Here is a 22,873-nt window from a genome sequence, read left to right as displayed (position 1 = left end):
GCCATGAACGACGCCATCGCCATTTCAGCGGCCATCCCCGGCACCGCCGTGGACTGCCCCCCCGGGCCCTGGACGCGCATCTGCCGGGTGGACGAGATCCCCCGCCTCGGCAGCCGGGTGGTCAAGCCCCGGGGCAAGCCCGCCATTGCCGTGTTCCGCACCGCCGACGACCAGGTTTTCGCCCTCCACGACCACTGCCCCCACAAGGGCGGCCCCCTGTCCCAGGGCATCGTCCACGGCCGCCAGGTGACCTGCCCGCTGCACGGCTGGAACCTGGGCCTGGACGACGGCCGGGCCGCGGCCCCGGACGTGGGCCGCTGCGCCACCTTTGCTGTCAAGGTGGACGACGGAGCGGTGTGGCTGGCGCTCTAGGCGCAGCCCCGGTCCTTTTTTCATCCCGTTACGAGGGACTCGTCATGGACAAGCAATCCTTTCTCAAGGCCGGCCATCCGCCCACCCTGCTGGCCGCCTTTTTGTACTTCGACCTAGCCTTCATGGTCTGGGTCATCCTCGGCCCCCTGGGAGTGCAGATCGCCCAGGACTTGCACCTGACCCACGCCGAAAAGGGCCTGATGGTGGCCACCCCGGTGCTGGCCGGGGCCGTGCTGCGCCTGGTGATGGGCCTGCTGGTGGATTCCCTCGGGCCCAAGCGCACCGGCGCCGTCGGCCAGGTGGTGGTGATCGCCGCCCTGGCCGTGGCCTGGCGCTTCGGCATCCACAGCTTCGAGCAGGTGCTGGTACTGGGTGTTTTCCTTGGCGTGGCCGGGGCGTCCTTCGCCGTGGCCCTGCCCCTGGCCTCGCGCTGGTATCCGCCGGAGCACCAGGGCACCGCCCTGGGCATCGCCGGGGCGGGCAACTCGGGCACCGCCCTGGCCGCCCTGTTCGCCCCCGGCCTGGCCGCCAGCCACGGCTGGGGCAACGTCTTCGGCCTGGCCCTGATCCCCCTGTGCCTGGTCCTGGCCCTCTACCTGGCCCTGGCCAAGGATGCCCCGGGGGCGCCTCCGGCCAAGTCCCCGGGGGAATACCTGAAGGTGCTGCGCGACAAGGACGCCTGGTGGTTCATGTTCTTCTACGCGGTGACTTTCGGCGGCTTCGTCGGCCTGGCCTCGTCCCTGACCATCTACTTCAACGCCCAGTACGGCCTGGATGCCCGCACCGCCGGCTACTTCACCGCCGCCTGCGTGTTCGCCGGCAGCATGGTGCGGCCCATCGGCGGCAACCTGGCCGACCGCATCGGCGGGGTGCGGACCCTCACCGTCATGTACCTGCTGGCGGCGCTCTTCCTCGCCTTGGCCAGCACCGGGCTGCCCCGGGCCTGGATGGCGGTGGCGGCCTTCGTGCCCGCCATGCTGGCCCTGGGCATGGGCAACGGCGCCGTGTTCCAGTTGGTGCCCCAGCGCTTCCGCAAGGAGATCGGCGTGATGACCGGGCTGGTGGGCATGGCCGGCGGCATCGGCGGCTTCTATCTGGCGTCCAGCCTGGGCCTTTCCAGGCAGCTCACCGGCAGTTACGGGCCGGGGCTGCTGGCCTTCGCCGGCCTAGCCCTGGTGGCCCTGGCCGGCCTGACCGGGGTGAAGTCCCGCTGGCGCACCACCTGGGGCGCCGCCCACCTGTCGGCGGCGCGCATCTGACGGCGACAGTGCTTACATCTGTTACATCTCGGTCACCTTGGCGGGGCTGCGCAGCCGGCGGGGCGATTCTAGGCGGCGCGCATCTGACGGCGACAGTGCTTACATCTGTTACATCTCGGTCACCTTGGCGGGGCTGCGCAGCCGGCGGGGCGATTCTAGAGTGAAGATCATGCCCAACCTGCCCGCCTCCCCCTCGGCCTCCCCGGCGCCTGCCGCCGGCGCCGCGCCAACTGTCCAGCCCGCCGCCGTTCCAGGCGGCGGGCTGGTGGTGCAGGTGGGGCACGCGTCCCTCACCGGCCCCCGGGTGCGCAACGAGGATTTCTGCGGCGTGGTCACCCCGGAAGGCCGCATCCTGGCCCACAAGGGTCTGATGGCGGCGGTGGCCGACGGCGTGGGCGGCCATCAGGGCGGGCGGGAGGCGGCCGAATACACGGTGCGCGGCCTCTTGAGCGACTACTACGCCACGCCGGACACCTGGTCGGTGCTCCAGGCCCTGGACAAGGTGGTGCAGGCCCTCAACCGCTGGGTGCTGGCCCAGGCCGCCCGGGACCGTTCCCTGGCGGGCATGGCCACCACCCTGACGGCCCTGGTGCTGCGCGGGCGGCGCTACTACACGGTGCACGTCGGCGACAGCCGCATCTACCTGCTGCGCGACGGCCAGTTGATCCGCCTGACCAGCGACCACACCTGGGAACACCCGGAACTGCGCCACGTGCTGTCCCGGGCGGTGGGGCTGGACGCCTTCCTCGCCCCGGATTTCGGCGAGGGCGCCCTCCAGGCCGGCGACCGCTTCCTGCTGCTCACCGACGGCGTATGGGGCATGCTGCCCGACGCCCGGTTGCGGGAGGTGCTGCTGCACCAGCCCGATCCCCAGCAGGCGGCCGCCGGGTTGGCCAGCCTGGCCCTGGCCGCCGGCGGCAGCGACAACGCCAGCGCCGTGGTCCTGGCGGTTCAGTCCCTGCCCAGCGGCCGCCTGCTCGATTCCCTGGAGGCCGAGGCGCGCCTGCCCCTGCCGCCCCGGCTCAAGCCTGGCCAGACCCTGGACGGCCTGCTGGTGGAGGCGGTGCTGCGGGATTCGCGCCTCACCCTCCTGTACCGGGTGCGCGACACCCGCACCGGCCAGCAGCTGGTGATGAAGACCCTGCGCCCGGAACTGGCCGGGGACCACCACGAGGCGGCCCGGCTGGTGGCCGAGGAATGGCGCGGCCGCCGCGTCGTCGCCCCGTTCTTTCCCCAGGTGGTGCCGACAGAGCGGCGCAGCTGCCTGTATTTCCTGATGACCTGGCACGAGGGGGCCTCCCTCCAGGACCACCTGGACGCAGGCCGCCATTTCCCCGCCGCCGAGGTGGTGCAGCACGGCATCCGCCTGCTAAAGGCCCTGGCTGCCCTGCACCGCCTGGAGATCGTCCACCGGGACGTGAAGCCGGCCAACGTCCATCTGGGCCAGGACGGCCGGCTGCGCCTGCTCGACCTGGGCGTGTCGATCAGTTCCGGCGAGGGGGAGGGCGGCAGCGGCGAAGCCGGTCATGCCCAGCGGGAGACCCCGGGCACCCCGTCGTTCATGGCCCCGGAGCTGTTCGATGGCGTTGTCGTCACCCCCGGCCACGACCTGTACGCGGCCGGCGTCACCCTCTACCACCTGCTCACCCGGCGCTACCCCTACGGCGAGATCGAGCCGTTCCAGCATCCCCGCTTCGGCGAGCCGGTTCCCCCGTCGCGCTACCGGCCTGACGTGCCGGCCTGGCTGGAAGGCCTGCTGCTCAAGGCGGTGGCCCGGGAACCGGCGGGGCGCTTCGAGACCGCCGAGGAATTCCTCCTGGCCCTGGAACGGGGGGCGGCCCGGCCCGATGCGGTGCCCCGCCATCGCCCGCGCCCCTGGCTGGCGCGCCACGGCCTGGCCTTTTGGCGCGGCCTGGCGGCGGTTTCCCTGGGCATCAACCTGCTCCTGCTGCTGTGGCTGCTGGGGCGTTGAGCGTCTGACCCGACCGCCGCTCCCCGGTGCCGGCCACCCCCGGGGGGCGTGCACGGTGCTATCCTCGGAACCCTTATGACCACTCCCGCCCTCATCCTCTTCGCCCACGGTGCCCGGGACCCGGAATGGGCCCTGCCTATGCACCGGGTGCGCGACGTCATCCTGGCCCGCTCCCCCGGCACCCGGGTCGAGCTGGCCTTTCTCGAATTCATGGCCCCGGGCCTGGAATCCTGCGTGGATGCCCTGGTGGGCGAGGGCATCCGCCACATCGCCGTGGTGCCCCTGTTCATCGCCCAGGGCGGTCACCTCAAGCGCGACCTGCCCCTGCTGCTCGACGCCCTGCGCGCCCGCCATCCGGGCCTGCGCCTCGACCTGGCGCCGCCGGTGGGCGAAGCCCCCGCCGTGGTGGCGGCCATGGCCGGCCATGCCCTGGCGCAACTGGACGCCATCCCGGGCATCGTTTCGGCGGCCTGATCATCCCGTTCCGCCGCCCGCGGCACCTGCCGGCCTGGCGCCACCCCGCAGCCGTGCCAAGGCCGGGCGTGGGGACTGGGCGCGGCACCGTATTGGTGCGCGGATTATTCGAGAACGGCCCTGGGGATTTGCCAACGCCTTGATTTAAAAGAAACGGGTTTCTGGCCCGGGTCTTGCTGAATGCTTGGCGAACCACCCGTCGGCCCAGGCCGGCGGGTCTCGACTCCCGAGTCCTGAATTTCCGCTTCCGATCCCGTGCCGCGTTTTTCTCGCCCATGAAGCCCCTTTCTCCTCCTGCCGCTACGGCTGCCCTGCGGGTGCTGGTGATCGACGAGTCGCAGCGTCGCGGCGCCGAGCTGTGCGCCGGCCTGGCCATGGCCGGCTGCCAGGTGGCGGCGGTGCTGGCTGGGGCCGAGGACTTGGCGCGCCAGGTGGAGGCCCTCAAGCCCGACATGATCCTGATCGGCACCGACAACCCGTCCCGGGACACCCTGGAGCACCTGGCGGCCATGAACCGGGACATGCCCCGGCCGGTGGTGATCTTCGCCGACGAGGGTGACCAGGACTGCATCCGCGATGCCATGAAGGCCGGCGTCGCCGCCTACGTGGTGGACGGCCTGGAGCCGGCCCGGGTCAAGCCGGTGATGGACGTGGCCCTGGCCCGCTTCGAGGCCGAACAGGCCCTCAAGCGGGAGCTGGTGCTAACCCAGAAGAAATTGTCCGAGCGGCGCCTGGTGGAAAAGGCCAAGGGGCTGCTCATGAAGCTCAAGGGCCTCGACGAAGACGAGGCCTACAAGCTGCTCCGCAAGCTGGCCATGGATCGGGGCCAGCCTATCGGGACAGTGGCGCAGAACGTGCTGGAAACGGCGCGGTTGTTGTTGTGACGCGATCTTCGCGTAGTGATCTCCTCCGTTTCACCTTGAACGGGCTCCTGCGGGAGCCCGCTTTTTTTGCCCGGCTTTGTCCGGCCGGGGCGGGGGGCGTTGCCCCGTGAGCTGGGAACGGGCCGGAATTGCCTCCCCGTTTTTGTGCATGGCGGCAGGTGACGGTCAGGAAAAGGCACGGTTCGGGTGCCGGAGCCGTTTTTCCAGGAGAGCCGCCGGAGGTTTGTAAACCATTGGTAAACAACGGGTTGCGGGTTTTTTTGGCGAGTGGCACGGCGGTTGCTAAATAACGATCGACCGTGCCAAGGGCGGCGCGGTCGAGTGGCTTGGACAACGGCGTCCATCCCGGCGGAACACCTCCTCCTGCCGGGGTGTGACGCCGTCTTTTTTTACCCGGACGCCTGTTTTTCCATCTGCCAGGGAGCCGCACATGAACCGCTTGAATCGCTTTCCCGCTGCCGACGCCGCCGACGCTGCCATGCCGGCCGCCATCAATGCCGAACGCCGTTCCTTCCTCACCGCCGGGCTGCGCCTGTCCGCCGGCGCCGGCGTGCTGGGGATGGGGGTGAGCGCCGGGGTGGGCAGCCTGGTGCCGGGCGAGGCCCGGGCCGCCGGGCCGGCTCCCGGCACGGCCAACGCACCGGAGAAGAAGGAGGTGCGCATCGGCTTCATTCCCCTTACCGACTGCGCCTCGGTGGTGATGGCGGCGGTGAACAAGTTCGACGAGAAGTACGGCATCAAGATCATCCCGAGCAAGGAGGCCTCCTGGGCCGCCGTGCGCGACAAGCTGGTCAACGGCGAGCTGGACGCCGCCCACGTCCTCTACGGCCTGGTCTATGGCGTGCAGATGGGCGTCGGCGGGCCGAAGAAGGACATGGCGGTGCTGATGGGCCTCAACCAGAACGGCCAGGCCATCACCCTGGCCAACAAGCTGCGCGACCTGGGCGTCACCGACGGGGCCAGCCTGAAAAAGCTGATCGCCAGCAAGCCCGGGGCCGGTGCCGAACTGACCTTCGCCCAGACCTTTCCCACCGGCACCCACGCCATGTGGCTGTACTACTGGCTGGCGGCCCACGACATCAACCCGTTGAAGGACGTGAAGACCATCACCGTGCCGCCGCCGCAGATGGTGGCCAACATGCGGGTGGGCAACATGGACGGCTTCTGTGTCGGCGAGCCGTGGAACAACCGGGCGATCATGGACAAGATCGGCTTTACCGCCGTGACCACCCAGGAGGTGTGGGTGGATCACCCGGAGAAGGTACTGGGCACCACCGCCGACTTCGCCAGCAAGCACCCCAACACCAGCCGGGCGATGATCGCCGCCATTCTCGACGCCAGCCGCTGGATCGACGGGTCGCTCGCCAACCGGCGTGCCACCGCCGAGACCATCGCCCAGAAGTCCTACGTGAACACCGACCCCGAGGTGATCCTGGAACGGATGCTGGGCCGCTACAGCAACGGTCTGGGCAAGAGCTGGGACGACAAGAACCACATGAAATTCTTCAACGACGGGACGGTGAACTTCCCTTACCTGTCCGACGGCATGTGGTTCCTCACCCAGCACAAGCGCTGGGGCCTGCTCAAGGAACACCCGGACTACTTGGCGGTGGCCAGGAAGGTGAATCGCATCGACCTCTACACCCAGGGCGCCCAGGCCGCCGGCGTGGCCCTGCCCAAGAGCGAGATGCGCACCTCGAAGCTGATCGACGGGGTGGTCTGGGACGGCAAGGACCCGAAGAAGTACGCCGACGGCTTCAAGGTCCACGCCTGACCGCGATGGGCTGCCCCGTGCGGGGCGGGCAGGACGACGCGAGCTGCCCGCCCCGCCCCGCGCTGCACCACCGAATTGATTGCATGAGAAGGAGTCCGCCATGACCACCTACAGCGCCACCGCCGACGCCCTGCCCCTGGGCGATCCGGCCGCCGCCGCCACGCCGACGGCCACCTCATCTGCCCTGGAAGCGAGGCTGGACGCCAATCTTCAGGCATCCCCATTGGAGAACCGCATGGAATATAGTGATCCGGCCACACCCTCTGAAACCCCGCGCCCCGCCTTGCTTTCCGGCAAGAGGGGGAAGGAGGGCCAAGGGAGCGACGCCCTTCTGCGCCTGGTCAAGGCGGTGCTGCCGCCCCTGCTCGGCCTGGCCGCCTTCGTCGCCATCTGGTACGTCGCCACCCTCTCGGGCGGCAGCGGCATCCCCGGGCCGGTGGCCACCTGGCAGGAGGCGGTCAAGCTGTTTGGCGACCCCTTCTACCGCAACACCCCCAACGACCAGGGCATCGGCTGGAACGTGCTGGCCTCGCTGCAACGGGTCGGCATCGGCTTCGGCATCGCCGCGGCGGTGGGCATTCCCCTCGGCTTTCTCATTGGCCGCTTCGATTTCCTGGCGCGCATGCTCTCGCCCATCATCAGCCTGCTGCGCCCGGTGTCGCCGCTCGCCTGGTTGCCCATCGGCCTCTTGGTGTTCAAGAAGGCCGACCCGGCGGCCACCTGGACCCTGTTCATCTGCTCGATCTGGCCGATGATTCTCAACACCGCCGCCGGGGTGAAGCAGGTGCCCCAGGACTACCTGAACGTGGCCCGGGTGCTGGCCCTGTCCGAGTGGCAGGTGTTCACCCGCATTCTTTTGCCGGCGGTGCTGCCCGCCGTGCTCACCGGGGTGCGCCTGTCCATCGGCGTGGCCTGGCTGGTGATCGTCGCCGCGGAAATGCTCACCGGCGGCGTCGGCATCGGCTTCTGGGTGTGGGACGAGTGGAACAACCTCAACGTCGCCCACATCCTCATCGCCATCGGCGTCATCGGCATCGTCGGCCTGCTGCTCGACCAGGGACTGATGCTGCTGGCCAAGCGCTTCACCTTCGAATCCCGCTGATTCCCCCCTTTCAGGAGACGCCGCCATGGTCAGCGCAACACCCATCGACCACCACGCCGAAAAGTTCGTCCACCTCCAGGGGGTGGAGCAGGCTTTCGCCACCAAGCAGGGCCGCTTCGTCGCCCTGCGCGACATCGACCTGGCCATCGCCAAGGGCGAGTTCATCACCCTGATCGGCCACTCCGGCTGCGGCAAATCGACCCTGCTCAACCTGATCGCCGGCCTGACCGTGCCCACCGCCGGCGCCCTGATCTGCGACGGCCGCGAGATCGCCAAGCCCGGCCCGGAGCGGGCGGTGGTGTTCCAGAACCATTCCCTGCTGCCTTGGCTGACCTGCTTCGGCAACATCCACCTGGCCGTGGAGAAAGTATTTGGCGCCAAGGAAGGCAAGGCCAGGCTCAAGGCCCGTACCGACGCCGCCCTGGCCCTGGTGGGGCTGACCCACGCCGCCGCCAAGTACCCCCACGAGATTTCCGGGGGCATGAAGCAGCGGGTCGGCATCGCCCGGGCCCTGTCGATGGAGCCCAAGGTGCTGCTCATGGACGAGCCCTTCGGCGCCCTGGACGCCCTGACTCGGGCCAAGTTGCAGGACGAGCTGCTGAAGATCTGCGAGGCCACCCGGGCCACGGTGGTGATGGTCACCCACGACGTGGACGAGGCGGTGCTGCTGGCCGACCGGGTGGTGATGCTCAACAACGGCCCGGCGGCCACCATCGGCGAAATCCTGCCGGTGCCCCTGGCCCGCCCCCGGGACCGGCTGGCCCTGGCCGCCGATCCGACCTACCTGGCCTGCCGCCAGGCGGTGCTCACCTTCCTCTACGAAAAGCAGCGCCACCCCCAGCCCCTGGCGGCGTGAGGCCGGAGAGGAGGGGGGGGGAATACGAAAGTAGAGGGGGTGAAAGCGGGAGCGGCAGCCGGGCAAGAAACCCGTGCCGCCGCTGCCCTGCCGGCTGCACGCCGACATGAAGCCCCTCGTCGCGAGGGGTACGGAGGGAATCGGAAAAGACGGATTCGAGTAACGGGAACGATGATGTCGTACCCGGCCGGCGGAACCGGGCGCGCCGCAGCGCGGTGGATCGCCGGAGTGTGGCGATGGCGATGCTTCTTACGGCAAGGGATGGCGGTGGCAGAACTGCTGGTAGTGACCCACCAGTTCGCGGGCAAGCTCGTAGTCTGCGTGATTCAGAGCGCTTTCGATGTCGTCCAGCAACATCGTGTGCAGACAGCATAGCCCTTCGGTGGATTGCAGCATTTCATTGGCCATTTCGGTGGCCACGATATCGGGAACGTGTTCGTGATGGGCGACGGCGGCGACTTCATCGACGTCCAGATCGCTGAATTCCATGCATTCCTTCAGTGACAGCATCTCGACCTCCTCGGAAGGGTTCCCGCACCCCAGTCGGGCCGGGCCTCGTTCCGTTGCAGATTGAATGGGCCGCCCGAAACGGTGTGGTTCGGATCGGCAGGCCAGACAGCAGGGAAGGCTTTATGGTGTTTTAGGAAGTGCGCCTCTTTGTCGGACGTTTTCGGTGAGGGCACTCGTTTTTTATAGCTGGTGCGGCGGTGCAATGCAAGCTACGTGTAAACCACAGGAGCGTCCCCGCCGACCGGCGGGGGGCGCGCCCTGCCTGGCTTGGCGGGCAGGGGCCGGTGAAAGCCGGATGCCGGTGGCGTCCGATGATTCCATATCGATATTGTGGTCTTGGCTGGGGTTGGGAATAATTCCCAGCCTTCCGTCACCGGGGTGACGGTCGCCGATCGGAAAGGGAATGGTCATGGTCCAGGATGCGGTTTCGACGACAGGTGCAGCGGCCATGGCCGCCGTCGCGGGCGGTGCGCCGGTGTTCAACCACGAAACCCTGCTCGACATCGTGCACGACCCGGCACCGCTGGCCGCGCGCCTGCGCCGTCTCCACGCCTTGGTGCGGGAGCGCCTGCCCTTCGTCGAGCGCATCGCCGTGGTGTCCTACGACCCCCTGAGCGACCGGCTGAAGACCTTCGTGCATTCCTCCGGTGGCGACGAGCCCCTGTCGTTCTACGAAAGCCCCCTGGCGGCCTCCCGCTCCCTGTCCGAGATCGCCCTGAGCCGCAAGCCCCGGGTGGTGCAGGATCTGAGCGCCTACGCGGTGATCCAGGCCGAGCACAGCCGGCGCATCAGGGGCCAGGGCTACGCCGCCAGCTACACCATGCCGCTGGTCAATCACGGCGAACTGGCCGGCTTCCTGTTCTTCAATTCGCGCACCCCCTGGGTGTTCACCGCGCCGGCCCTCGACTACCTGAACATGGTGGGCCACCTGCTTTGCCTGATGGTGGTGGCCGAACTGGTGTGCGTGCGCACCCTGCTCTCGGCGGTGCGCACCGTCACCCACATCGCCCAGTGCCGCGATTTCGAGACCGGCAGCCACCTGGAGCGCATGGCCCACTACTCCCGCCTGATCGCCCGGCAGGTGGCGGCGCAGCACGGGCGGGACGATGCCTTCGTCGAGTACGTCTTCCAGTTCGCCCCGCTTCACGACATCGGCAAGATCGCCGTACCCGACGACCTGTTGCAAAAGCCCGGCCGCCTCACCGACGACGAATTCCTGGCGATCCAGGCCCACACGGTGAAGGGAGCGGAGATCGTGGACACCATGCTGGAACAGTTCGGCCTGGCCGGGCTGCCCCACACCGGCATGCTGCGCAACATCGCCCTGCACCACCACGAGACCCCGGACGGCCTGGGCTACCCCCTGGGCCTGGCGGGGGAGTCGATTCCCCTGGAAGCGCGCATCTGCGCCGTGGCCGACGTGTTCGACGCCCTTACCAGCAAGCGCCCCTACAAGGAGGCCTGGAGCAACGACGAGGCGTTCGGCCTGCTGCTGCGCCAGTCCGGGCCCAAGTTCGACCCGGACTGCGTGGCGGCTCTGCTCGACCAGCGCGAGGCGGTCGAGCGCATCCAGGCCGAATTCGGCGAAGACCGGCTGGGCTAGGTCCGGGTCAGAACACCAGGGCGTCGCCCACCAGGCTGCCCGATTGCTCCAGGCGCGACAGGGTGGGCAGCAGGTCCAGACCAGTAGCAGCCTTGAGGGATTGGGCGCGCTGGCGCAGCTCGACCAGGGGCTCGGCCACCGGATCGCCTGTCGCGGCGAAGGCCACCGCGTTGCCGCTGTCGCAGGAGGGAAAGACCACCGAGCGGCCGGCGCTGGCGTTGCGCAGCCGCTCCACGCTACCCATGAACCCCCGGTTGCGCCCGAGTAGATTCACCGTGAGCAGGCCGCGCCGGGTCAGGTGCTTCATGCAGGCGGCGAAGAAGGTCTCGTCTCCCAGCCGGCCGGTGCGGGCGTCCGGGTCGAAACCGTCGACGAGAATCCAGTCCCAGGCCCGAGTGGCCTCGGCGATGAAGTCGGCGCCGTCGGCAATGACGATCTCCAGCCGTTCCGATTCTTCCGGCAGCTTGAACATGTGGTCGGCCATGGCCACCACCCGGGGGTTGATCTCCACCACGGTCAGCTTGGCCCCCGGCACGTGGTGGTGCAGCCAGCGGGTCAGGGAGGCCGCCCCCAGGCCGATCTGCAGCACCGAGCGGGGCCAGCCGCCGGCGGGCTCCGGGCAGGCTTCGCCGTCGCCGCGCAGCAGCAGCCCGGCCATCATCTCCCGGGTGTAGGCCAGCTCCAGGTCGTAGGGGCGGCGAATGCGCATGGCGCCCTGGACCCAGTCCGAGCCGAAGTGCAGGTAGCGCACGCCGGAGGATTCGCTGATGTCGATGGGGTGGCTTAGATCGTAGTCGGGGGAACGGCGCAGCATGGCAGGGCAGGGAGTCGGTCAACAGCGCCGGGAGCGAAGCCCCGGCAGGGGAGGGCATTGTCCCATAGGTTTTTCGCCGGTCGTCGGAGCGGACGCCAGCAGGTTCGGCAAAAGCCCTAGAATCCGACTGTTGCCTTCAGTAGGCACCTAATAATTTCAGGGATGCGGAGTCGAGACTAAAAATGACCATCAAACAAAAATTACTGTTGCTTATCGTTGGCGGCGTACTGGCATTGTTGCTGGTGGGTGGAGCCGGGCTGTATGGAGTCAAGCAGACCGAGAAGGGACTGACCGAAGTCGCCAGCAATTGCATGCCCTCGGCCATTCAACTGCTCACGGCCAGCGAGGCCCAGACGGATATTTCCCGGCGCGCGTTCGAAGCGGCTGGGTGGGAGCGGGAGTTTTCCGACCGGGCCCGCGAAGGAATCGCCAAATCCCTGGAGATGAAAAAGGCCGCGTGGAAGCGGGCCGAGGATGCCCTGGCCAAATATGCGGCCCTGCCCATGACCGATGAGGAACGCAAGACCTGGGAGAGTTTCCAGGCCAGTTGGAACGCCTGGCGGAGCGGGGGCGAGAAGCGCGATGCGATCCTGGATGCCTTGTCCAAGAGCGGTAGCGAGGCCGAATACCGGGCCCTGTTCGCCGATTTCCACAAGGCCGGTGCAGGCCAGGGCAAGCTCTACCAGGAGGCGGAGGCAAAGCTCAATGCCCTGGTCAAGATCAACGTGGACAACGCCGGGGTCCAGGGCAAGGCCGCCGAAGCCACGGCTGCCGAGATGCAGACTGCCGATATCGTGGTTGCCGCCGCCGGGGTCGTCATCCTGCTGCTGGTCAGTTTTTCGGTGTTCCGCGCCATCATGGGGCCGCTCAAGGCGACCCAGGAGGTGATTGAAGCCATTTCCGCCCACAACGACTTTACCCGCCGTATCCCGGTGGTCAGCCAGGACGAGATCGGCGCCATGGTCGGCGCCTTCAACACGTTGATCGGCAGCGTCCAGGACTCCCTGCGCGAGATTCAGAGCCACGTCGGCGAGATTCGCGGTTCGGTGAGCACGGTGGCCAATGCAGCCCAGGAAGTGGCGCTCAGCTCGGCCAACCAGAGCAGCTCCACCTCCAGCATGGCGGCGGCGGTCGAGCAGATGACCGTATCGATCAACCTGGTGGCCGACAACTCGGCAGCGGCCATGGATCTGGCGCGCACCTCAGGCGACATCTCCAACGAAGGGGGGAGGATCATCGACGAGACCGTGGGCGGCATGCAGGGCATCGCCTCCTCGGTGGGCGAGGCCGCCCAGGTGATCGAGACCCTGGGTCAGGAATCCCAGCAGATTTCCGCCGTGGTCCAGGTAATCAAGGAAATTGCCGACCAGACCAACCTGCTGGCGCTGAACGCCGCCATCGAAGCGGCCCGGGCCGGCGAGGCCGGGCGCGGTTTTGCCGTGGTGGCCGACGAAGTGCGCCAGCTGGCCGAGCGCACCACCAAGTCCACCGGCGACATCGGCCAGCTGATCGGCAAGATCCAGGCGGCGGCCAACGGCGCGGTGCGCGAGATGCAGCAGGTGGTGACCCAGGTGAACGAAGGCCAGTCCCTGGCCAACGACGCCGGCAACCGGATCGCTGAAATCCGCGAAGCGGTGCAAAAGGTGGTGAACGCGGTGACCGAGATCAGCAACGCCCTCAAGGAGCAGGGAGCGGCTAGTCAGGAGATCGCCAAGCACGTCGAATCCATCGCCCAGATGACCGACGAGAACCACGCCGCCAGCGAGAACACCTCCACCGGCGCCCAGCAGCTCGACCACCTGGCCGAGGAAGTCAGCCAGACCATCGCCCGCTTCCGGGTGTGACGCGGGTTTCCGGGTAAATGAAAACGGGGGCTGCGGCCCCCGTTTTCATTGGTGCTGGCGTGCTGGCGCCAGGCCGCGGAGGTCAGGGTTTGTCGCCTCCGGCGGCCGGCCGCTTGGGCATGGCAAAACTGGCGCAGGGGTCGGGGCGCTCTTCCCGGGGCGAGAACCAGACGATGTCGTAGCGTTCCGGCCGGGCCTCCGGATAGGCGGCCGGGTTGGTGACGCCGTTGCGCCATTCGATCTGGCCGATGGCCAGGATGGCACCGGGGGGCAGTCCTCGGGCGGCGGTGCGGTTCGGCACCCCCAGGTCGCGGCGGGCATGGCCGTTACCCAGGATAGCCACGGCGCCCCCCTGATCGGCGGGGCTTTCCAGCAGGGCCTCGGCCAGCATGCCGTCGCGCCAGCGCTGGATGGCCGCCAGGCGGGCGGCGAGCAGGCGCCCGGCATCGCTGTCGAGCTGGCCGCAGTGGCCGTCGATGATCTCCTGGCGTTGAGCTTGTTCCTGGCCGTCGCTCCAGCCCGCGTCCAGGGCCAGCAAGCGGCGCTCGTCGGCGGGAATGGCGGCGAAGCCCTGGCGGGCTACCGGCTGGGCCCGTTCCCGGGACACGTTGCCGGCCCGCACCGGCAGTCGGTGGTCGACGGCCAGGGACAGCAGGGGCGCGTAATCCGGCCAGGACCATCCTGTGGAAAAGCGCCCGGCGTCGCGCAATGTTTCGGGGCTGGCTTCGGGGCGGTGCTGGGCCGCCTCCAGGGCGTGCTGGTGCTCGCTGTCGAACTGTTCCATGACCAGGGCCGGCCGCCGGCCGGACTGGAGCATGGCGGCCAGCAACTCGCGCTGGCGGCGGTGCTGTTCCCGGTTGTCGTGCACCTCGCCGAGGAGCACGTAGGGCGCGCGCGCCAGCAGGGCTTCCAGTTCCTGCCGGGTCAGGGCCCGGCGGGCCCGGGTGTCCCAGATCAGGTCGGCGCTGACCGATGGCCCGGCGGCCCGGGGCGCCCGCGGCGTGCCGGCGGCGGGTGCGTGGCCGGCGGCTGCGAGCAGGGCGAGGGCCGCCAGGAGTCCGGCGGAGCGGCGCAGGCGGCGGGCGGGGGCGGCGGGCATCGGTAAACGGAGGGCATGGGAAGCGTGGAGGCCGGCACCCATTCTACGGGGGCAGGCTGACAGGAAATGTCAGGAACCTGTCACCAAGCCGCAATTTCCCCCGGGCAGGATGGGCCGCTTGCAGCATGCCACCAGAGCCTAGGCAACGAGGCTGGGCCGGAGGAGAGGGGATTTCCATGTCCGGCCTGCTGTTCCGCAACTGCCCATGGCCGGTCCCGGTCTGGTATCCGTCCGGTATCGGCGCCCTGCCTGTCATGGAGTCGATGAACCGATGCCCCATCCCGATCTCGCGCCGGATGACCTCGGCGTGTTTTCCCAAGCCCTGGTCGACTATTTCCACACTGCCACCGGCCAGGCCGCCCGGGTGCGCGCGGCCTATCCGTTGGCGACGGGGGCGGAGCGGCTGTGGAACGACTTCAACGGGCTGATCACCCTGTCCGGCGGCTGGCGGGGCACCGTGTGCTTCTGCGCACCCCGGGCGATGCTCGCCCAGGTGCTGCATCTTGCCGGCGTGCCGGACCATGGCGACGAACGCCATTCGGATATCGTCGGCGAAATTGCCTGCCTTCTGTCGGGCCGCGCCCGCCGCCACTTCGGGGAATCCCTGGACGTTTCGGTCCCCGCCGCCTACCACCGTTGGGCCGGTGCGCCGGCGGCGCTGCTGCGGGGCGATGCCCGCCGCTCCCTGGCCGTTCCCCTGGAGTGGAACGGCCATCGCGCCGATCTGGTGATCCAGCTCGAACGGGGCGGGGCGACTGCCTAGCGGGGGCTTTCGGCTAGGGGCGGCTGCTGGCGGCGGCGCCACAGTGCCCAGGCCAGGTACACCACCACCACCAGGTTGAAGCCCAGAGTGGCGAATTTCAGGGCAGTGGCGTGGCGGGCCAGTTCTATCACTTCCAGGGGGACGTAGATCCCACCGCTCACCGCGCCCAGCCACTCGGCCCAGGCGTAGCCGCGCCACAGGCCGAAGGCTTCGAGGAAGCGTAGCGAGGCGTAGAGAGCGGCCAGGGCCGCCAGGCCCCACAGACGCTGGTCGGTGACGTGGGAGGCCAGTTCGAGAAAGATGCGCGGCGTGCGGCGCGCCGGATTCAGGTGCAGGTGGTGCACCAGGTGCTCGGCCACGGACTGGGCGTCCTGGTGCAGCAGGGACAACAGGCCGAAGCCGGCGATCAGCACCAGGGCGCCCTTGAGCGCCTCCATGGCGGCGATGGCGCGCAGCCCGCGGGGAGCGGCTTGCGGGGCGCCGGGCGTGAACGCGGCGTCAGACGAGGACATAGACGATCACTCCGCAGACCCCGACCATCAGGGCCAGGGCGAGCATGAACAGGCCATCGAGGACATTGCGCAGCATCTGGCGCAGGCGGGTGTGCCGGGTCTTGAACGACCAGAAGGCGAAGAAGCAGCAGCACATGAAGAGGGCCGCGTCCCCGGCCAGCAGATCGTCGGCCAGGGTGCCCATCTGGCTGCGCTGGGTGATCACCTTGATCAGGCCCAGGCCGGTCAGGCAGACCCCCACCAGGCCGGCGGAAATGGAAAAGACGTGGAGCGTGAGTTCGTGTTCCCGGGCTTCCCGGGTGGCGGGCGTGGTCATGGCGGTCGTGGATTGCGTCGGGCACGGGGCAGCGCCCGAGCAGGGCGATTCTACCCACCTTCGCCCGGGACGACGACCCGGGCGGGCGTGTAAAAGATCGCTTACAAACGTAAGCGGAAGGCCGCTTTCCAGTACCCTTGCGGCCATTCTTCTCCTATCATCGAATGCACAACGTCATGGGCGCCGGGCAGGCCGTTGTCCCCTTCCCGGGGCCGGACTGTGGGTGGCGCCCGAGCCTCAACGCCATGAATTCCGCGCAACCGACCTCCGCCCCTTCGTCCCATGCCGATTCGCATGACGCCGGCCGTCCGCCGGACGGGGACGATTTCGTGCTGGGCGGCAGCGTCGCCTTGCTGTGCGCCGAAGGCGCCCTGCGGCTGGAAAACGGCGACCTGGACGGGGCCGAGGATTTCCTCCGCGAGGCCCTGCACCTGGACCCGGACTATGCCGAGGCCCTGAGCAACCTGGGGCTGGCGCTGGAACAGCGGGGCAACCTGGGCGATGCGGAAACCTGCCTGGGCCGCGCCCGGGATTTGGCGCCAGCTTGGCTGCAAGCCCACCTCAACCTGGGGCTGTTCCTGTTCCGCCGCCGGCGCCTGGCCGAGGCCGAGGACGTGCTCCAGGAGGCGGTCCGGATCGCGCCCCACCTGCCGGCATCCTGGTCCAACCTGGGGGTGGTGCTGGTCAGCCGGCAGCGCCACCGCGAGGCGGAGCAGTGCTACCGCACCGCCATGGGGCTGGACCCGGCCTACGCCAAGGCCCGCTACAACCTGGCCTACCTACTGCTGCTGCGGGGCGATTACGAAGAAGGCTGGCACCACATGGAAGCCCGGGAGTGGCTGCTGGACTGCACGCCCCACCTGGGCTGCCCCCCCTGGCGGGGGGAAGACCTGGACGGCAAGTCGATCCTGATCGGGGTCGAGGGCGGCCACGGCGACATGATCCAGTTCTGCCGCTACGTCCCCCTGCTCAAGGCCCGGGGCGCCAAGCACGTCACCCTGCTCTGCCAGCCGGCCCTCAAGCCCCTGTTCGCCAGCTTGGCCGGCGTCGACCAGCTGGTGGCCCTGGGCGAGCCGCTCCCCGGCCAACACTGGGACTTCTGGACCTTTCCCTTTTCCCTGCCCCTGGCTTGCGGCACCCGCCTGGAGACGATCCCGGCAGCGCTGCCCTACCTGGCGCCGCCGCCGGAACGGATCGGCTACTGGAACGCCCGGCTGCCGGGCCGGGGGCTGCGGGTCGGGCTGGTGTGGAAGGGCAATCCCCGGTTCGAGAACGACGCCGCCCGCTCCCTGCCGGGGCTGGACGTGCTGGCCCCCCTTGGGGCGGTGGCGGGAGCGAGCTTCGTCAGCCTGCAAAAAGGCGCCGGCGAGGAAGAGGCGGCCCATCCCCCGGCCGGGCTGCCATTGCTCGACCTGGGCCGGGAGATCGCCGATTTCGGCGATTCCGCCGCCATCGTTGCCGGCCTCGACCTGGTGATCAGCGTCGACACGGCCATGGCCCATCTGACCGGCGCCCTGGGTAAGCCCTGCTGGGTGCTGCTGGCCGACGACCTGCCCGACTGGCGTTGGCTGGCGGGGCGGGACGACTGCCCCTGGTACCCGGGGACGACCCGCCTCTTCCGCCAGAACGGCCGGGGGCAATGGGGCCCGGTGATCGAACGGGTGGCCGCGGAACTGGCACGGCTGGCGGCACAGCGGGGCTGAGGCGGGGAAGCACCGGTTTTGGCACCGGCGCCGGTGGATCGGGAAGGGGCCGCAACACGGCGCGGCAGACCCGGTATTTCGCACCCACTGCGTCCAGGATGGCGCCCCACCCGTTGAACTACTGGGGCACCGGGAAAGTGCCGCCGGAGAGGCCACGTCCAGCAACGAAAAAGCCCGCGTGGCGCGGGCTTCGGGCGGGTGTCGCGATGGTCTCCCCGACAGGAATCGAACCTGTATTTAGCGCTTAGGAGGCGCTCGTTCTATCCATTGAACTACGGAGAGGGCAGGCGGCTGGGCGATGCGGCGCGTATTGTAGCCGCCCGGGGCGGCGGGGCAAAATCCGGCACCATGGGAACCGGTGGCGGGAGCGCCGGTCCTTCCCTTCAAGCCCTCCTTCTTTCTCCATGTTGTTTTCATTTCTCATCGCCCGGATCCGCCCATGAAAACCCTGCTGCTGGCCGTTGTCGTCGTCGCCGGAGTTTTGCTCGCCCTGCGCGTTGCCGCCGCGGAAAAAGCGCCCCGTCCGCCCGAGAGCGGCGAGATGGCGCCCGACTTCACCCTGCCCGATGCCACCGGCAAGCCAGTGTCCCTGCAAAGCCTGCGCGGGCACTGGGTGGTGCTGTACTTCTATCCCAAGGACGACACCCCGGGCTGCACCGAGGAGGCCTGCCAGTTCCGCGACGACTGGGTCCAGCTCCAGGCCCTGGGCGCCAAGGTGGTGGGGGTGAGCGTGGACGACTCCGCCTCCCATGCCGCCTTCGCCAAGAAGCATGGCCTGCCGTTCCCCCTGCTCGCCGACGTCGGGGGCGCGGTGGCCAAGACCTATGGGGCATATTCCGACTGGGTGGTGTTCAAGTTCGCCAAGCGCTACACCTTCCTGATTTCGCCGGACGGGCGCATCGCCCGCACCTACCTGAGCGTGGATACCTCGAAGCACAGCGCCGAGGTGATCGCCGACCTGAAGCAGCTCACCGGGCGCGATTGAGCGGAGCGGCCGGCGGCGGCGCGCGGATGGTGCCCGGCGCGGCTGCGTGGGACGATGGGTGTCCCGGGGGCATCTACGCCGGGTGGTGAACGCCACGGGGAATCATCCAGAACAAGGCTCTTTCCGCATCCTTTCGCCGAGGACGCCAATGCCCACCGAATCCGTCCAGCCCGTCCAGTCCTTTGCCGACCGCCGGGATGGCGCGCCGCCCGACGCCCCCGACCTGGCGCCCCTGCGCCGGGCCGTCGCCGACGCCCACCGGCGTGACGAGGCGGCCTGCGTGGCCGCTCTGGTGGACGAGGTGGCGCCCCTGCTCGGCCCCCTGCGCCCGGCCATCACCCGCCAGGCGGCGCAGCTGGTCCGGGCGGTGCGCCAGGCCCGCAGCCGGGCCAGCGGGATGGACAGCCTGATGCAGGAATTCTCCCTGTCCAGCCAGGAAGGCATCGCCCTGATGTGCCTGGCCGAGGCCCTGCTGCGTATCCCCGACCGGGCCACCGCCGACCGGTTGATCCGGGACAAGATCGGCCGGGGCGACTGGCGCGCCCACCTGGGCCACAGCCCCTCCCTGTTCGTCAATGCCGCCGCCTGGGGGCTGATGATCACTGGCCGGCTGGTATCCACCGTCAGCGCCGGGGCCCTGTCCAGCGCCTTGACCCGGGCCCTCGCCCGGGGCGGCGAGCCCCTGGTGCGGCATGGCGTGGACTACGCCATGCGCTTGCTCGGCCAGCAGTTCGTCCTCGGCCGCGGCATCGGCGAGGCCCTGGCTCGCAGCACCGCCAGCGAGGCCCGGGGCTATACCCATTCCTACGACATGCTCGGCGAGGCCGCCCTCACCGAGGCCGATGCCCGCCGCTATGCCGGCGCCTACGCCGACGCCATCGAGGCCATCGGCGCCGCCGCCCGCTCCCGGCCCGAGGCGGGGCAGCATGGCGTCAAGGGCGGGCCGGGCATTTCGATCAAGCTCTCGGCCCTCCATCCCCGCTACGCCACCGCCCAGCGTGCCCGGGTGATGGCCGAACTGCTGCCGCGCCTGGGCGATCTGGCGGCCCGGGCCCGCCAGTACGACCTGGGCCTCAACATCGACGCCGAAGAGGCGGACCGGCTCGAACTGTCCCTCGACCTGCTCGCCGCCCTGGCCGCCGATCCCGCCCTGGCGGACTGGGACGGCCTGGGCTTCGTCGTCCAGGCCTACCAGAAGCGCGCCCCGGCGGTGATCGACTTCGTCGCCCAACTGGCCCGCCGCCATGGCCGGCGGCTGATGGTGCGGCTGGTCAAGGGCGCCTACTGGGACAGCGAGATCAAGCGCGCCCAGGTGGAGGGGCTGGCCGGCTACCCGGTGTACACCCGCAAGGCCCACACCGACCTTTCCTACCTGGCCTGCGTCCGGCGGCTGCTGAAGGCGGCGGGCGAGGGGCTGCTCTATCCCCAGTTCGCCACCCACAACGCCCACACGGTGGCGGCGGTGGCCGCCCTGGCCGACGCCGGCGGCCTGGGCGGGCGGGACGACTACGAATTCCAGTGCCTGCACGGCATGGGCGAAACCCTCTACGACCAGATCGCGGGCCCGCAGCGGCGCTGCCGCATCTACGCCCCGGTAGGCAGCCACGAGACCCTGCTGCCCTACCTGGTCCGCCGCCTGCTCGAAAACGGCGCCAACTCGTCCTTCGTGCACCGCCTGGTGGACGAAGCGGTGAGCCTGGACGCCCTGGTGGCGGACCCGCTGCTGGCGGTCCGCGCCGAAGGGGGCCAGCCCCATCCTCGCCTGCCCTTGCCGGCGGCGCTCTATGGCGGGCTGACCCACCGCCGCGCCAATTCCGCCGGCCTGGACCTGGCCAGCCCCTGGCAACTCGCCGCCACCCGGGACGGGCTGGCGGAACTGGCCCGCCAGCGCTGGCGCGCCGCACCGCGCCTGGCGGAGGGGGGAGAAGAGAATGTGCAGCCCAAAGCGGGGCAGGCTGCGGGGCCGAACCCCGCCACCGCGCTCCGGCCGGTGCGCAACCCGGCGCGGCACGGCGACGTGGTGGGCGAGGTGCGCGACGCCAGCCCCGGCGAGGTAGAGGACGCCCTGGCCCGGGCCAGCGCGACCCGCTGGCGGTCCCTGGCGCCGGAAGCCCGGGCGGCGGTCCTGGAGCGGGCGGCGGATGCCCTGGAAGCGAGCCGCCTGGCCTTCGTCTCCCTGGCGGTGCGGGAGGCGGGCAAAACCTGGGGCAACGCCGTGGCCGAAGTGCGCGAGGCGGCGGATTTCTGCCGCTACTACGCCGCCGAGCTGCGCGGCCTGTCCGCCACCCTGGCCGACGAGGCCCCACCGCCGGCCGGCCCCCTGGCCTGCATCAGCCCCTGGAATTTCCCCCTGGCCATCTTCACCGGCCAGGTGGCCGCCGTCCTGGCCGCCGGCCGACCGGTCATCGCCAAGCCGGCGGAGCAGACTCCGCTGATCGCCGCAGCGATGGTGGATCTGCTGCACCGGGCCGGCGTGCCCCGGAACGCCCTGCAACTGCTGCCTGGCCCGGGCGAGACGGTGGGCGCCGCCCTGGCGGCCGATCCCCGGGTGGCCGGGGTGGTGTTCACCGGCTCCACCGAGGTGGCCCGCCTGATCCAGGCCGCCCTGGCCCGGCGCGGCGCCGGGGCCGAGCCGGTGTTGGTGGCCGAGACCGGCGGGCAGAACGCCATGGTGGTGGATTCGTCGGCCCTGCCCGAGCAGGTGGTGCAGGACGTGATCGCCTCCGCCTTCGACAGCGCCGGGCAGCGCTGCTCGGCCCTGCGCGTGCTCTGCCTGCAAGAGGAGATCGCCGCGCCGGTGCTGGAAATGCTGGCCGGGGCGATGTGCGAACTGGCCTGCGGCGACCCGGCCGATCCGGCCCGGGACGTGGGGCCGGTGATCGACGCCGAGGCCCGGGACCGCCTGGAGGCCCACGTTGCCGCCCTGGCCGCCGCCGGCTGTCCGGTGCAACGCCTGGGCCTGGGGCCCGACTGCGCCGCCGGCACCTACGTGGCCCCGACCCTGATCGAGATCGATGGCCTGGAGCGGCTGTCCGGCGAGGTCTTCGGCCCGGTGCTGCACGTGCTGCGCTACCGGGCGGCGGAGCTGCCGGCCCTGCTGGCGGCGATCAACGCCACCGGCTACGGCCTCACCTTCGGCCTGCACAGCCGCATCGACGAGACGGTGGAGGCGGTGAGCGGGGGCTGCGGCCCGGCGGGAGCGGAGGGGGCGCAGGGAGCGAAGGAATTCGCCCATGCCCATGACCATGCCCACGCGCCCGCCCCGGTGCGGGCCGGCAACCGCTACATCAACCGCAACATGATCGGTGCCGTGGTGGGCGTTCAGCCCTTCGGCGGCGAGGGCCTGTCCGGCACTGGGCCGAAGGCTGGCGGCCCCCTCTACCTGCAACGCCTGCGCGGCGCCCGCCAGGTGGCCCCCAGCGCCCTGGCCGGGGCGGCGGTGCGGGCGACCCTGGTGCGCGGCGGCGAATCCGCCCCCTTCCTGGCCCTGGCCGATTGGCTGCGCGCCGCCGGGGAAGGCCGGGCGGAGGAGGGGATGGCCGGCCGCTGCCGCCGCTACGCCGCCCTGACCCTGTTGCCCTGGCGGCTGGAACTACCAGGCCCTACCGGCGAGGCCAACAGCCTGGCCTTCGCCCCCCGGGGGCGGGTGGGCTGCCTGGCCCGGGACGCGGCCGGTCTGGCCGCCCAAGTGGCTGCCGCCCTGGCTACCGGCAACACGGCGGTACTGGCGGACGGCGAGGGCGTCCGGGCGTGGGTCGGGCGTTTGCCGGCCCCAGTCCGGGCTGCGGTGGAGGTGCGCGACGGCCCCCTGGACGGCGCCGTCGGCCTGGCGGCGCTGCTGGCCGGGGACGAGGCCGAAGCCTGGCAGTGGCGCGCCGCAGCGGCCACCTGGTCCGGCGCCATCGTGCCGGTGCTGGCCCCGGACGAGGAGGGCGACTATCCCCTCTACCGGCTGGTGGTGGAGCGGGTGACGAGCATCAACACCGCGGCGGCGGGGGGCAACGCCAGCCTGATGACCCTGGAGGCGTAGG

At 70.0% G+C, this 22,873-nt stretch carries 19 protein-coding genes and 1 tRNA gene; 14 read left to right on the top strand and 6 right to left on the bottom strand.

The genetic code is table 11. The annotated features are described in order from the left end of the window. Nucleotides 1-3 precede the first annotated feature (3 nt). The 8 genes from nirD (at nt 4) to V7Z98_RS15410 (ending at nt 8,693) form a co-directional block, all read left to right on the top strand. Nucleotides 4-372 (top strand): nitrite reductase small subunit NirD, encoded by a 369-nt coding sequence (gene nirD / locus V7Z98_RS15445; protein WP_334158969.1) that lies wholly within the window; start codon nt 4-6, stop codon nt 370-372. A gap of 44 nt (nt 373-416) precedes the next feature. Further along, nucleotides 417-1,631: a nitrate/nitrite transporter gene (locus V7Z98_RS15440; protein ID WP_334158968.1), complete on the top strand. Its 1,215-nt coding sequence runs from the start codon at nt 417-419 to the stop codon at nt 1,629-1,631. A gap of 169 nt (nt 1,632-1,800) precedes the next feature. Continuing rightward, nucleotides 1,801-3,603 carry a bifunctional protein-serine/threonine kinase/phosphatase gene (locus V7Z98_RS15435; RefSeq protein WP_334158982.1) on the top strand — a complete coding sequence of 601 codons (1,803 nt, stop codon included), beginning with the start codon at nt 1,801-1,803 and terminating at the stop codon, nt 3,601-3,603. A gap of 75 nt (nt 3,604-3,678) precedes the next feature. Further along, nucleotides 3,679-4,077, top strand: coding sequence for a sirohydrochlorin chelatase (locus tag V7Z98_RS15430; protein WP_334158967.1), 399 nt, complete (start codon nt 3,679-3,681; stop codon nt 4,075-4,077). Between the two features lie 275 nt (nt 4,078-4,352). Then, nucleotides 4,353-4,961 (top strand): ANTAR domain-containing response regulator, encoded by a 609-nt coding sequence (locus tag V7Z98_RS15425; protein WP_334158966.1) that lies wholly within the window; start codon nt 4,353-4,355, stop codon nt 4,959-4,961. Nucleotides 4,962-5,520: 559 nt separating this feature from the next. Further along, the gene (locus V7Z98_RS15420) at nt 5,521-6,735 is read left to right on the top strand and encodes a CmpA/NrtA family ABC transporter substrate-binding protein (RefSeq protein ID WP_334158980.1); all 1,215 of its coding nucleotides are present in this window, start codon (nt 5,521-5,523) and stop codon (nt 6,733-6,735) included. A gap of 100 nt (nt 6,736-6,835) precedes the next feature. Continuing rightward, nucleotides 6,836-7,837, top strand: a complete 1,002-nt coding sequence (ntrB, locus tag V7Z98_RS15415) for a nitrate ABC transporter permease (RefSeq protein WP_334158965.1) — start codon at nt 6,836-6,838, stop codon at nt 7,835-7,837. A gap of 25 nt (nt 7,838-7,862) precedes the next feature. After that, complete coding sequence (locus V7Z98_RS15410; RefSeq protein ID WP_334158963.1) at nt 7,863-8,693, top strand: ABC transporter ATP-binding protein; 831 nt, start codon at nt 7,863-7,865, stop codon at nt 8,691-8,693. Nucleotides 8,694-8,942: 249 nt separating this feature from the next. On the opposite strand, the gene V7Z98_RS15405 is transcribed toward V7Z98_RS15410, so the two are convergent. Then, complete coding sequence (locus V7Z98_RS15405; protein WP_293265191.1) at nt 8,943-9,203, bottom strand: hypothetical protein; 261 nt, start codon at nt 9,201-9,203, stop codon at nt 8,943-8,945. Between the two features lie 448 nt (nt 9,204-9,651). On the opposite strand from V7Z98_RS15405, the gene V7Z98_RS15400 reads away from it, so the two are divergent. Beyond that, nucleotides 9,652-10,806, top strand: a complete 1,155-nt coding sequence (locus V7Z98_RS15400) for an HD-GYP domain-containing protein (RefSeq protein WP_334158961.1) — start codon at nt 9,652-9,654, stop codon at nt 10,804-10,806. Between the two features lie 7 nt (nt 10,807-10,813). Here V7Z98_RS15400 and V7Z98_RS15395 read toward each other — a convergent pair whose 3' ends face one another. Then, nucleotides 10,814-11,620, bottom strand: a complete 807-nt coding sequence (locus V7Z98_RS15395; RefSeq protein WP_334158960.1) for a spermidine synthase — start codon at nt 11,618-11,620, stop codon at nt 10,814-10,816. A 182-nt stretch (nt 11,621-11,802) separates the two neighbouring features. Between V7Z98_RS15395 and V7Z98_RS15390 the strand changes: the two genes are divergently transcribed. After that, a complete protein-coding gene (locus tag V7Z98_RS15390; protein WP_293265188.1) occupies nt 11,803-13,464 on the top strand; it encodes a methyl-accepting chemotaxis protein in 1,662 nt (553 codons plus the stop codon). An 82-nt stretch (nt 13,465-13,546) separates the two neighbouring features. Here the strand turns inward: V7Z98_RS15390 and V7Z98_RS15385 are convergent, their stop codons facing one another. Continuing rightward, nucleotides 13,547-14,563: a ChaN family lipoprotein gene (locus tag V7Z98_RS15385; RefSeq protein ID WP_293265186.1), complete on the bottom strand. Its 1,017-nt coding sequence runs from the start codon at nt 14,561-14,563 to the stop codon at nt 13,547-13,549. A 271-nt stretch (nt 14,564-14,834) separates the two neighbouring features. Between V7Z98_RS15385 and V7Z98_RS15380 the strand changes: the two genes are divergently transcribed. Next, complete coding sequence (locus V7Z98_RS15380) at nt 14,835-15,326, top strand: chemotaxis protein CheX (RefSeq protein WP_334158959.1); 492 nt, start codon at nt 14,835-14,837, stop codon at nt 15,324-15,326. Here the strand turns inward: V7Z98_RS15380 and V7Z98_RS15375 are convergent. Together V7Z98_RS15375 and V7Z98_RS15370 are read right to left on the bottom strand one after the other, a co-directional pair. Beyond that, a complete protein-coding gene (locus V7Z98_RS15375) occupies nt 15,323-15,838 on the bottom strand; it encodes a DUF2127 domain-containing protein (protein WP_334158958.1) in 516 nt (171 codons plus the stop codon). The genes V7Z98_RS15380 and V7Z98_RS15375 overlap by 4 nt on opposite strands. Continuing rightward, nucleotides 15,825-16,154: a hypothetical protein gene (locus V7Z98_RS15370; protein ID WP_334158957.1), complete on the bottom strand. Its 330-nt coding sequence runs from the start codon at nt 16,152-16,154 to the stop codon at nt 15,825-15,827. Before V7Z98_RS15370 ends, V7Z98_RS15375 begins: the two co-directional genes overlap by 14 nt. Before the next feature lie 245 nt (nt 16,155-16,399). On the opposite strand from V7Z98_RS15370, the gene V7Z98_RS15365 reads away from it, so the two are divergent. Beyond that, nucleotides 16,400-17,857, top strand: coding sequence for a tetratricopeptide repeat protein (locus V7Z98_RS15365; protein WP_334158956.1), 1,458 nt, complete (start codon nt 16,400-16,402; stop codon nt 17,855-17,857). Nucleotides 17,858-18,064: 207 nt separating this feature from the next. Here the strand turns inward: V7Z98_RS15365 and V7Z98_RS15360 are convergent. After that, nucleotides 18,065-18,139, bottom strand: a tRNA-Arg gene (locus V7Z98_RS15360). Between the two features lie 157 nt (nt 18,140-18,296). Between V7Z98_RS15360 and V7Z98_RS15355 the strand changes: the two genes are divergently transcribed. Together V7Z98_RS15355 and putA are read left to right on the top strand one after the other, a co-directional pair. Then, nucleotides 18,297-18,842 (top strand): peroxiredoxin, encoded by a 546-nt coding sequence (locus tag V7Z98_RS15355; protein WP_293265176.1) that lies wholly within the window; start codon nt 18,297-18,299, stop codon nt 18,840-18,842. 148 nt (nt 18,843-18,990) lie between these two features. Beyond that, entirely contained in the window at nt 18,991-22,872 is a 3,882-nt protein-coding gene (putA, locus tag V7Z98_RS15350) for a bifunctional proline dehydrogenase/L-glutamate gamma-semialdehyde dehydrogenase PutA (protein ID WP_334158955.1), read from the top strand. Nucleotide 22,873 lies beyond the last annotated feature (1 nt).

The organism is Oryzomicrobium sp., from assembly GCF_036820405.1.
GTDB lineage: Bacteria > Pseudomonadota > Gammaproteobacteria > Burkholderiales > Rhodocyclaceae > Oryzomicrobium.
This window is presented reverse-complemented; position numbering and strand designations above follow the sequence as displayed.

Excerpts from the sequence above, each read along its gene's own strand:
- V7Z98_RS15410 (WP_334158963.1), top strand. The coding sequence starts at position 7,863 with ATGGTCAGCGCAACACCCATCGACCACCACGCCGAAAAGTTCGTCCAC.
- putA (WP_334158955.1), top strand. The coding sequence starts at position 18,991 with ATGCCCACCGAATCCGTCCAGCCCGTCCAGTCCTTTGCCGACCGCCGG.
- V7Z98_RS15435 (WP_334158982.1), top strand. The coding sequence starts at position 1,801 with ATGCCCAACCTGCCCGCCTCCCCCTCGGCCTCCCCGGCGCCTGCCGCC.
- nirD (WP_334158969.1), top strand. The coding sequence starts at position 4 with ATGAACGACGCCATCGCCATTTCAGCGGCCATCCCCGGCACCGCCGTG.
- V7Z98_RS15430 (WP_334158967.1), top strand. The coding sequence starts at position 3,679 with ATGACCACTCCCGCCCTCATCCTCTTCGCCCACGGTGCCCGGGACCCG.
- V7Z98_RS15380 (WP_334158959.1), top strand. The coding sequence starts at position 14,835 with ATGCCCCATCCCGATCTCGCGCCGGATGACCTCGGCGTGTTTTCCCAA.
- V7Z98_RS15405 (WP_293265191.1), bottom strand. The coding sequence starts at position 9,203 with ATGCTGTCACTGAAGGAATGCATGGAATTCAGCGATCTGGACGTCGAT.
- V7Z98_RS15375 (WP_334158958.1), bottom strand. The coding sequence starts at position 15,838 with ATGTCCTCGTCTGACGCCGCGTTCACGCCCGGCGCCCCGCAAGCCGCT.
- V7Z98_RS15440 (WP_334158968.1), top strand. The coding sequence starts at position 417 with ATGGACAAGCAATCCTTTCTCAAGGCCGGCCATCCGCCCACCCTGCTG.
- V7Z98_RS15425 (WP_334158966.1), top strand. The coding sequence starts at position 4,353 with ATGAAGCCCCTTTCTCCTCCTGCCGCTACGGCTGCCCTGCGGGTGCTG.
- V7Z98_RS15370 (WP_334158957.1), bottom strand. The coding sequence starts at position 16,154 with ATGACCACGCCCGCCACCCGGGAAGCCCGGGAACACGAACTCACGCTC.
- V7Z98_RS15385 (WP_293265186.1), bottom strand. The coding sequence starts at position 14,563 with ATGCCCGCCGCCCCCGCCCGCCGCCTGCGCCGCTCCGCCGGACTCCTG.
- ntrB (WP_334158965.1), top strand. The coding sequence starts at position 6,836 with ATGACCACCTACAGCGCCACCGCCGACGCCCTGCCCCTGGGCGATCCG.
- V7Z98_RS15390 (WP_293265188.1), top strand. The coding sequence starts at position 11,803 with ATGACCATCAAACAAAAATTACTGTTGCTTATCGTTGGCGGCGTACTG.
- V7Z98_RS15395 (WP_334158960.1), bottom strand. The coding sequence starts at position 11,620 with ATGCTGCGCCGTTCCCCCGACTACGATCTAAGCCACCCCATCGACATC.
- V7Z98_RS15400 (WP_334158961.1), top strand. The coding sequence starts at position 9,652 with ATGGCCGCCGTCGCGGGCGGTGCGCCGGTGTTCAACCACGAAACCCTG.
- V7Z98_RS15355 (WP_293265176.1), top strand. The coding sequence starts at position 18,297 with ATGAAAACCCTGCTGCTGGCCGTTGTCGTCGTCGCCGGAGTTTTGCTC.
- V7Z98_RS15365 (WP_334158956.1), top strand. The coding sequence starts at position 16,400 with ATGAATTCCGCGCAACCGACCTCCGCCCCTTCGTCCCATGCCGATTCG.
- V7Z98_RS15420 (WP_334158980.1), top strand. The coding sequence starts at position 5,521 with ATGGGGGTGAGCGCCGGGGTGGGCAGCCTGGTGCCGGGCGAGGCCCGG.